Source organism: Burkholderia sp. ABCPW 111 (genome assembly GCF_000773065.1).
In the GTDB taxonomy this organism is placed as follows: domain Bacteria; phylum Pseudomonadota; class Gammaproteobacteria; order Burkholderiales; family Burkholderiaceae; genus Burkholderia; species Burkholderia savannae.
Window position 1 is genome coordinate 1 of sequence record NZ_JPWT01000140.1, and the last position, 9,239, is coordinate 9,239.

Below are 9,239 nucleotides of genomic sequence, written 5' to 3' on the forward strand. Positions count from 1 at the left end.
CGCCGCACCGCCGCACCGCCGCACCGCCGCACCGCCGCACCGCCGCACCGCCGCACCGCCGCACCGCCGCACCGCCGCACCGCCGCACCGCCGCACCGCGACGATTCGCACGACCGCTTCGCCGCGCGCGCCGTCGCGACGCTTCGCGCGATGCGGCTACGCGCGCGCCGGCGCGCGCTTGTCGACGCGCGCGTATACGGCCTCGCCGGGCGAGAACGAATCGCTGCGCGCGACGGGCCACCACGTCTCGTACAGCGAGAAGCCGCAATGGCCGCCGTTCAGCAGCGCGCCCGGCTCCAGATACTTGAGCAGTTGCGACATCAGCCGCACTTCGTGCGGCGCGACGCGCTGCACGATGTGATGCGCGCGCAGCTCGGACGGGTGCGACAGCCCCGCCGCCTGCACGAGCTCCTGCAGCGCGTGCAGCGTGTTGCGATGGAAGTTGTGGACGCGCTCCGCCTTGTCCGGCACGACGAGCGCGCGCTGGCGCACCGGGTCCTGCGTCGCGACGCCCGTCGGGCAGCGGTCGGTGTGGCAGTGCTGCGCCTGGATGCAGCCGACCGCGAACATGAAGCCGCGCGCCGAGTTCACCCAGTCCGCGCCGATCGCGAGCGTGCGCGCGATATCGAACGCGGTGATGATCTTGCCGCTCGCGCCGAGCTTCACCCGCTCGCGCAGCCCGATCCCGACGAGCGTGTTGTGCACGAGGAGAAGCCCTTCCTGCAGCGGCACGCCGACGTGATCGGTGAATTCGAGGGGCGCCGCGCCGGTGCCGCCTTCCGCGCCGTCGACGACGATGAAGTCCGGCACGATGCCCGTCTCGAGCATCGCCTTCGCGATCCCGAAGAATTCCCACGGATGGCCGACGCACAGCTTGAAGCCCGTCGGCTTGCCGCCGGACAGCTCGCGCAGCCGGTCGACGAATTCGAGCAGCCCGCGCGGCGTCGAGAACGCCGAGTGCGCGGCGGGCGACACGCAATCCTTGCCCATCGGCACGCCGCGCGTCTCGGCGATCTCGGGCGTGATCTTGGCGGCGGGCAGCACGCCGCCGTGGCCGGGCTTCGCGCCTTGCGACAGCTTCACCTCGATCATCTTCACCTGCGGGGCGCGCGCCTGCTTCTCGAATGTGTCCGGATCGAACGTGCCGTCGTCGCGGCGGCAGCCGAAGTAGCCGGAGCCGATCTCCCAGATGATGTCGCCGCCATGCTCGCGGTGATATTTCGACAGCGAGCCTTCGCCCGTGTCGTGCGCGAAGCCGCCTTGCTTCGCGCCGAGATTGAGCGCGCGGATCGCGTTCGCCGACAGCGCGCCGAAGCTCATCGCCGAGATGTTGAAGATCGAGATGTCGTACGGCTGCTCGCGCGTCGCGCCCACGCGCACCCGGAAGTCGTGGCCGTCGAGCTTCGTCGGCGCGAGCGAATGGCTGATCCATTCGTGCGCGACCGCCTTCACGTCGAGCTCGGTGCCGTAGGGCCGGTTGTCGGCGACGTTCTTCGCGCGCTGGTAGACGAGGCTGCGCTGCGCGCGCGAGAACGGTTTTTCGTCGGTATCGTCCTCGACGAAGTACTGGCGGATTTCGGGGCGGATGAATTCGAACAGGAAGCGCAGATGGCCCCAGAGCGGATAGTTGCGCAGGATCGCGTGGCGGTCCTGCTTCAGGTCGTACAGGCCGAGCGCGACGAGCGCGGCGACGGGCACGATCCACAGCCACGAGATCGTGTGCCGCGCCGCGAGCACGGCGACGGCCGCGAAGAGGGCGAGCGCGCACCACATCGCGAGATAGCGTCGAGAAAGCATGGGGACTCCATATCGTTTTTCGGATGCCGCCGCGTGTCGGCGGCAGGCGCGGCGGCGCGCGCGCACGGCGCCCGGCCGGCGCGGCGTGCCTCGCGTGCCGCAAGTCTAAACCGATCGGGGTTCAGCGCGCTTCGGCGAGCGCGCTTGCGCGGCCCTCGGGGGCGGCGTCGGGGCGTTCCGTCGCCGCGGACTCGATGATCCCGCCGCCGACGCATACGTCGCCGTCGTACAGCACGGCCGACTGGCCGGGCGTGACGGCCCATTGCGGCTCGTCGAACGTGAGCGAGAAGCGCTCGCCGCCGGCATCGGCCGCGCCGGCAGGCGGTGCGCCGGCGCCCGGCGCGGCTCGGCCTTGCCCGGCCCGGCTTGACGCGCCTCGATCCGGCGCGGCCCGGCCGAACATGCAAGCCGCGTCGGCCTGCCGATAACGGGTTTTCGCGCCGCACCGCGCGCCGTCGGCGGGCGGCTCGCCCGCGACCCAGCTGACGTTGCCCGCGACGAGCTCACGCGAGCGCAGCCACGGATGATCGTGGCCCTGCACGACGTAGAGCGTGTTCGACGCAATGTCCTTCGCCGCGACGAACCACGGCTCGCCGCTGCCGTCCTTGCTGCCGCCGAGCCCGATGCCCTTCCTCTGGCCGAACGTGTAGAACGCGAGGCCGATGTGCTCGCCGACCGTCTTGCCGTCGGGCGTCTTCATCGGGCCGGGTTTCGTCGGCAGATAGCGGTTCAGGAAATCGCGGAACGGGCGCTCGCCGATGAAGCAGATGCCCGTCGAATCCTTCTTCTTCGCGTTCGGCAGCCCGATCTGCGCGGCGATCTCGCGGACCTTCGTCTTCGGGATCTCGCCGAGCGGGAACATCGTCTTCGACAGTTGCGCCTGATTGAGGCGATGCAGGAAGTACGACTGGTCTTTCGTATGATCGAGCGCCTTCAGCAGCTCGAAGCGGCCGTCGCGCTCGCGCACGCGCGCGTAGTGGCCGGTCGCGATCGTTTCCGCGCCGAGCGACATCGCGTGATCGAGGAACGCCTTGAACTTGATCTCGGCGTTGCACAGCACGTCCGGGTTCGGCGTGCGGCCCGCCGAGTATTCGCGCAGGAACTCGGCGAATACCCGGTCCTTGTATTCGGCCGCGAAATTGACGGCCTCGACGTCGATGCCGATCAGGTCCGCGACCGACACGACGTCGATCCAATCCTGCCGCGTCGAGCAGTATTCGCCGTCGTCGTCGTCCTCCCAGTTCTTCATGAAGAGGCCGACGACGTCGTAGCCCTGTTCCTTCAAGAGCCACGCCGTCACCGACGAATCGACGCCGCCCGACATGCCCACCACGACTCGACGCTTCGTCATTTGCCCACCGCCTGATGATTCGGGGCCGCGCGATATGGCGCGACCGAATGCGTATGCACGAAATCGAGCGGCACGCGGCGGCCGGCGAGGTAGTCGTCGACGCAACGCATCACCGCGGGCGAGCGGTGGCGATCCTCGCAGGCGCGCAGTTCCTCGGGCGTCATCCACAGCGTGCGGACGATGCCGGCGTCGAGCGCGCGATCGGCGTGCTCGACGCCCGCGCGGCCGCAGAACGTGAAGCGCAGGTAGGTCGCGCCGGCGCTCGCCGGGCGTGCGTAGTGCGCGAGATACACGCCGACGAGCGCGTCCGGCTCGAACGGATGCGCGGTTTCCTCGAGCGTCTCGCGGATCACCGCTTCGACGAGCGTCTCGCCGGCTTCGAGGTGGCCCGCCGGCTGGTTGATGCGCAGGCCGGACGACGTTTGTTCTTCGATCACGAGAAAGCGCCCGTCGCGTTCGACGATCGCGGCGACCGTCACGTGCGGGGTCCAGATTTCGGGTTTCATAGCCGCGCATTTTACCGGTTGCGCCGCGCGGCTGCCGAATGCGCGTATAGCGCGGTTCCGACCCCGGCGCAACTGCGGGCGTTGTCGATGCGCACGGGCGCGGCCGCCGGAAAGGGGTCGCATTGATGAATCGTCACCGCTTTCGGTTAAAGTGGCGCCTGAAACAGCCGTTGCCTTCGAGCCGGTATGTCAGTCTTCCGGCTCGCCGTCGCAGTAGAACAAACGAAGAGGAGGGATCGACGATGCATATCGGAGTGCCTGCCGAAACGCGGGCGAACGAGGCGCGCGTGGCGGCGACGCCGGAGACGGTCAAGAAATACGCGGCGGCCGGCCACCGCGTCACGGTCGAGCGCGGCGCGGGCACGGCCGCGAGCTTTCCGGACGACGCGTATGCGGCGGCCGGCGCGGAGCTCGCCGATGCGGCCGCCGCGTTCGCCGCGGACATCGTGCTGAAGGTCCAGGCGCCGACCGACGCCGAGAACGGGCATCTGAAGCGAGGCTCGGTGCTGGTCGGCATGCTCGAGCCGTTCAACGCCGAGCAGGCGGCGCGCCTCGCGGCGGCGGGCGTGACGGGCTTCGCGCTCGAAGCCGCGCCGCGCACGACGCGCGCGCAGAGCCTCGACGTGCTGTCGTCGCAGGCGAACATCGCCGGCTACAAGGCGGTGCTCGTCGCCGCGACGCTGTATCCGCGCTTCTTTCCGATGCTGATGACGGCCGCGGGCACCGTGAAGGCCGCGCGGGTGCTCGTGCTCGGCGCGGGCGTCGCGGGCCTGCAGGCGATCGCGACCGCGAAGCGCCTGGGCGCCGTGATCGAGGCGTCCGACGTGCGCCCGGCGGTGAAGGAGCAGATCGAATCGCTCGGCGCGAAATTTCTCGACGTTCCTTACGAAACGCAAGAAGAGCGCGATGCCGCGCAAGGCGTCGGCGGCTACGCGCGGCCGATGCCGGCGTCGTGGCTCGGCCGGCAGGCGGCGCTCGTGCACGATCGCGCGAAGCAGGCCGACATCGTGATCACCACCGCGCTGATTCCGGGCCGCGCCGCGCCGACGCTGATCTCCGTCGAGACCGTGCAGTCGATGAAGCCGGGCTCGGTGCTCGTCGATCTCGCGGCGGGCCGCGGCCCCGAATTCGACGGCAGGAAGAGCGGCAACTGCCCGCTCACCGTCGCCGATCAGGTGATCGTGCACCAAGGGGTGACGATCGCGGGCTACACGAACCTGGCCGCGATGGTGCCCGCCGACGCGTCGTCGCTCTACGCGCGCAACCTGTTCGACTTCCTGAAGCTGATCGTCACGAAGGAAGGCGCGCTCAACATCGATCTTTCGGACGACATCGTGGCCGCGACGCTTTTGTGCCGCGACGGCGAAGTCGTGCGCAAATAACGGGAGGAGGCCATGGAGATCATCAATCACACGGTCATCAACGTGATCATCTTCGTGCTGGCGGTGTACGTCGGCTACCACGTGGTGTGGAACGTGACGCCCGCGCTGCATACGCCGCTGATGGCGGTGACGAACGCGATCTCGGCGATCGTGATCGTCGGCGCGATGCTCGCGGCCGCGCTCACGCTGGGCGGCGTCGGCAAGGTGTTCGGCACGCTCGCCGTCGCGCTCGCGGCGGTCAACGTGTTCGGCGGCTTCCTCGTGACGAGGCGCATGCTCGAGATGTTCAAGAAGAAGGAGCCGAAGCAGGCGGGCGGCAAGGCGAAGGAGGGCGCGCGATGAGCATGAACGTCGTCACGTTGCTGTACCTCGTCGCGTCGGTGTGCTTCATCCAGGCGCTCAAGGGGCTGTCGAATCCGAAGAGCGCTAGACGAGGCAATCTATTCGGAATGGTCGGGATGGCGATCGCGATCCTGACCACCGTCGCGCTGATCGCGAAGCAGGCCGCGTGGCTCGGCGCGAACCTGCCGCTCGGGCTCGGGCTCGTGTTCGGCGCGCTCGTGATCGGCGGCGCGGTGGGCTCGGTGATCGCCGCGCGCGTCGAGATGACGAAGATGCCCGAGCTCGTCGCGGCGATGCACTCGCTGATCGGTCTCGCGGCCGTGTGCATCGCGGTCGCGGTGGTCGCGGAGCCGGAGGCGTTCGGGCTCGTGCCGCAGGACGCGAGCTCGCCGAACTTCATCCCGTACGGCAACCGGATCGAGTTGTTCATCGGCACGTTCGTCGGCGCGATCACGTTCTCCGGCTCGGTGATCGCGTTCGGCAAGCTGTCGGGCAAGTACAAGTTCCGGCTGTTCCAGGGCGCGCCCGTCGTCTATCCGGGCCAGCATCTGGTGAACCTGATGCTCGCGCTCGCGATGCTCGGCTTCGGCGCTCTGTTCTTCCTCACGCAATCGTGGCTGCCGTTCGGAATCATGACGGCGATCGCGTTCGCGCTCGGCGTGCTGATCATCATTCCGATCGGCGGCGCGGACATGCCGGTCGTCGTGTCGATGCTGAACTCGTACTCGGGGTGGGCGGCGGCGGGCATCGGCTTCTCGCTGAACAACGCGATGCTGATCATCGCGGGCTCGCTCGTCGGCTCGTCGGGCGCGATCCTGTCGTACATCATGTGCCACGCGATGAACCGCTCGTTCTTCAACGTGATCCTGGGCGGCTTCGGCGGCGATGCGGGCGCGGCGTCGGCGGGCGGCGAGAAGGAACAGCGGCCGGTGAAGTCGGGCTCGGCGGAGGACGCGTCGTTCATGCTCGGCAACGCCGAATCGGTCGTGATCGTGCCGGGCTATGGCCTGGCGGTGGCGCGCGCTCAGCACGCGCTGAAGGAGCTGACCGACAAGCTCGTCGAGAAGGGCATCGACGTGCGCTACGCGATTCATCCGGTCGCGGGGCGGATGCCGGGCCACATGAACGTGCTGCTCGCGGAAGCCGAAGTGCCGTACGAGATCGTCCACGAGATGGAGGACATCAACGGCGAATTCGGGCAGGTGGACGTCGTGCTCGTGCTCGGCGCGAACGACGTCGTGAATCCGGCGGCGAAGAACGATCCGAAATCGCCGATCGCGGGGATGCCGATCATCGAGGCGTACAAGGCGCGCACGGTGATCGTCAACAAGCGGTCGATGGCGGCGGGCTACGCGGGCCTCGACAACGAGCTCTTCTACATGGACAAGACGATGATGGTCTTCGGCGACGCGAAGAAGGTGATCGAGGACATGGTGAAGTCGGTCGAGTGACGCGGCGCGCGTGCGCCCGGCCGGCGGACGGACGGGCGCGCGCCGCGCGGCAGCATCGCGCCGGTCGGCGTGCGCTCCGAAAGGGGCGCGTCGATCCGGCGCTTTTCTTTTGTGTGCGGGCGCCGGCGCGGCGGCGCGGCGGCGCGGCGGCGACGCGGATCGCGCCGTGCGGCCGGCGCGCTTGGGTCGCCGCCGCTTGTGCTCTGATTCCTCCGTTTTCTTCGTTTTCAATTTCGCGCCGGGCGGGGCGCCGCGTGAATTGCGAGTGGTGGCTCGCAACTCACAATTCGCGACTCGCGACTCGCCGCGACGCGTTTTGCGGGCATTCGAGATCGCGCGGAGCGATTGCGCCGCGTTCAGCGCACGGGCGCGTTCGCCTTGCGCAGATAGTCGGCGAGCCGCTTGCCCTCCTGATCCGGAAACGGGCCGTGCACCGCGACCTCGTTCATGCGCGCGATGTCGAACGTGCGGAAGTCCTCGCGCAGTTCGCACCACGCGCCGATCGTCCAGCGCCCGCCCCAGTACACGAGCCCGAGCGGCCACACGCGGCGCGTCGTCCGCGCGCCGAGCCGGTCGCAGTACGCGAAGCTCACGACGCGGCGGCCGTCGACCGCTTCGTGCAGCGCATCCACTTTCTCCGAGAACGCGCGGTCGATGTGAAACGACGGCGCGAACACCGCGAGCCGGTCGAGCGTCGCGCGCTTGTCGGCAGGCATCGCCGACGCGATCTTCGCGAGCGCCGAACGCGCGCCGCCCGCGAAGCGCGCGCCGCCCCACGTCTCGAGCATCCGCGCGCCCGCCGCGAGCGCGGCGAGCTCTTCCGCGGTGAACGTGAGGGGCGGCAGGCTCGCCGCGCGGTTCAGGCGGTAGCCGATCCCGGCTTCGCCTTCGATCGGCACGCCCGACAGTTGCAGGTCGCGCACGTCGCGATACACGGTGCGCGGCGATACCGACAGCCAGTCGGCGAGTTGCTGCGCGGTCGTCAGGCGGCGGCCGCGCAGCAATTCGGCGATCTGGAACAGACGGTCGGCGCGGCGCGTCATCGCGAGCCTTCGAGAGTGGGAACGAGGGGGGCAATGCCGCGATGATAACGCCGCGCGCGACGGCGGGCGCGCGCGGTTTTCGTAGGCGATCCGATGTGCGCGATCGTTGCGGCGGGCGATTGCACGTGCTTCGATGTCGGCGGCGCTACGGCCGTCATCGGGGGTGATGTCGACGTCGATGCTGATGTCGACGCTGGCGCTGGCGCTGACGCTGACGCCGCTGCCGCCAACGTCGCCAACGTCGCCAACGTCGCCAACGTCGCCAACGTCGCCAACACCGCCAACACCGCCAACACCGCCAACACCGCCAACACCGCCAACACCGACACCGCCGCCGCCGTTTCCCCAGCCGCACGCGCCGCCGTGCGGTTGGCGATTGCCGCTTCCGCCTTCGTCGCCGTTCCCGCCACCGTCTTCGGCGTCGACACCGACACCGACACCGACACCATGCCGAAGGCCGTTCTCCACGCCGGCTCGCACGCTGCCGCATGCGCGCCGGCGCGGCGCGTCCCGGCTCGCGCGGCCGACGTTCTGCCCGTCGGCGCAAGCACGCAGCTCACCGGCGACGCGCTCAACTGCATTTGAGCGAATGCAGGCCGACGCGATTGCCTTCGGTGTCGACGAGATAGCCGATGTAGCCGTAGTTGTTCGGCAGCTCGATCACCGAGCCCTGCACGATGCCGCCCGCGCGCTTCGCACGCTCGAGCGCGGCCGTCACCGGACCGTTCGCGTTCAGGTAGACGACGGTGCCGTCCGCGCCCGGCTTCAGTCGCTGTGGATCGTAGACGACCGCGCCGCCCGTGGCCGCCTCCGGATGCACGAAGACCGCGGTCGGCACGCCGCCGATCACCTCGCGCTGCAACGCCGTTTGCAGCACGGTCTCGTAGAAGCGGATCGCGCGGTCGAAATCGACTGACGGAATGTCGAACCAGGCGATCACGCGTTCGCTGTTTGCGGTAGTCATTGCAAGCTCCTTGTACGTTGATGTGCGGGGGAGTCCGCCCCGGAAACCCGCGTCGCGGCGCGACGGCTTCGCAGTGTGCGCGGAGCCTGCTGACAACGTATTGTCAGCAGCGTAACGGTGCTTGACGCGCTACTTTCAGGTCGCAAAATGAAGCCGTGCCGCCCGGCGTTCGACGACCTCGCATTCGATGCGCGCGCGGCCCACGCGCACCGTTGCCGGCGCGATTCGCCGCATACGCCGCGCGCGACGGCCGACGTGAACCGAACCCGGCGGAGGGCTCGGCGAACGGCTTGTCGAGGGGCTCGTCTAAGAGCTTGCCGAAGAGCTTGCCGAAGAGCTTGCCGAAGAGCTTGCCGAAGAGCTTGCCGAAGAGCTTGCCGAAGAGCTTGCCGAAGAGCTTGCC

Annotated in this window: 9 protein-coding genes and 1 pseudogene; 4 read left to right on the top strand and 6 right to left on the bottom strand. The window is 69.0% G+C overall.

The window, feature by feature from the left end; genetic code table 11:
• Positions 1-156: 156 nt before the first annotated feature.
• The 3 genes from X946_RS29290 to X946_RS29300 all read right to left on the bottom strand — a co-directional run bounded on the left by X946_RS29290 (position 157) and on the right by X946_RS29300 (position 3,654).
• Positions 157-1,797, bottom strand: coding sequence for an FMN-binding glutamate synthase family protein (locus tag X946_RS29290; RefSeq protein WP_038755473.1), 1,641 nt, complete (start codon positions 1,795-1,797; stop codon positions 157-159).
• Between the two features lie 121 nt (positions 1,798-1,918).
• Entirely contained in the window at positions 1,919-3,148 is a 1,230-nt protein-coding gene (gene mnmA, locus X946_RS29295) for a tRNA 2-thiouridine(34) synthase MnmA (protein WP_038755475.1), read from the bottom strand.
• Positions 3,145-3,654, bottom strand: a complete 510-nt coding sequence (locus tag X946_RS29300; RefSeq protein WP_038755477.1) for an NUDIX hydrolase — start codon at positions 3,652-3,654, stop codon at positions 3,145-3,147. The genes mnmA and X946_RS29300 overlap by 4 nt, the downstream gene beginning before the upstream one ends.
• Positions 3,655-3,896: 242 nt before the next feature.
• On the opposite strand from X946_RS29300, the gene X946_RS29305 reads away from it, so the two are divergent.
• Genes X946_RS29305 through X946_RS29315 form a run of 3 tightly spaced genes read left to right on the top strand, consistent with a single transcriptional unit; the run spans position 3,897 to position 6,829 of the window.
• Entirely contained in the window at positions 3,897-5,036 is a 1,140-nt protein-coding gene (locus tag X946_RS29305; protein ID WP_038755479.1) for a Re/Si-specific NAD(P)(+) transhydrogenase subunit alpha, read from the top strand.
• 12 nt (positions 5,037-5,048) lie between these two features.
• Entirely contained in the window at positions 5,049-5,378 is a 330-nt protein-coding gene (locus X946_RS29310) for an NAD(P) transhydrogenase subunit alpha (RefSeq protein ID WP_038755481.1), read from the top strand.
• Entirely contained in the window at positions 5,375-6,829 is a 1,455-nt protein-coding gene (locus X946_RS29315; RefSeq protein WP_038755482.1) for an NAD(P)(+) transhydrogenase (Re/Si-specific) subunit beta, read from the top strand. The genes X946_RS29310 and X946_RS29315 overlap by 4 nt, the downstream gene beginning before the upstream one ends.
• 356 nt (positions 6,830-7,185) lie before the next feature.
• On the opposite strand, the gene X946_RS29320 is transcribed toward X946_RS29315, so the two are convergent.
• The gene (locus X946_RS29320) at positions 7,186-7,872 is read right to left on the bottom strand and encodes a helix-turn-helix transcriptional regulator (RefSeq protein WP_038755484.1); all 687 of its coding nucleotides are present in this window, start codon (positions 7,870-7,872) and stop codon (positions 7,186-7,188) included.
• A 93-nt stretch (positions 7,873-7,965) separates the two neighbouring features.
• Here X946_RS29320 and X946_RS36595 point away from each other — a divergent pair, with 93 nt between their 5' ends.
• On the top strand, positions 7,966-8,457 hold the full coding sequence (locus X946_RS36595; protein ID WP_038755486.1) for a hypothetical protein: 492 nt from the start codon (positions 7,966-7,968) through the stop codon (positions 8,455-8,457).
• Here the strand turns inward: X946_RS36595 and X946_RS29330 are convergent.
• Together X946_RS29330 and X946_RS35930 are read right to left on the bottom strand one after the other, a co-directional pair.
• The gene (locus tag X946_RS29330) at positions 8,444-8,836 is read right to left on the bottom strand and encodes a VOC family protein (RefSeq protein ID WP_038755488.1); all 393 of its coding nucleotides are present in this window, start codon (positions 8,834-8,836) and stop codon (positions 8,444-8,446) included. The genes X946_RS36595 and X946_RS29330 overlap by 14 nt on opposite strands.
• A gap of 103 nt (positions 8,837-8,939) precedes the next feature.
• Positions 8,940-9,239 (bottom strand): annotated as a pseudogene (locus tag X946_RS35930) (hypothetical protein); the annotation flags it as partial.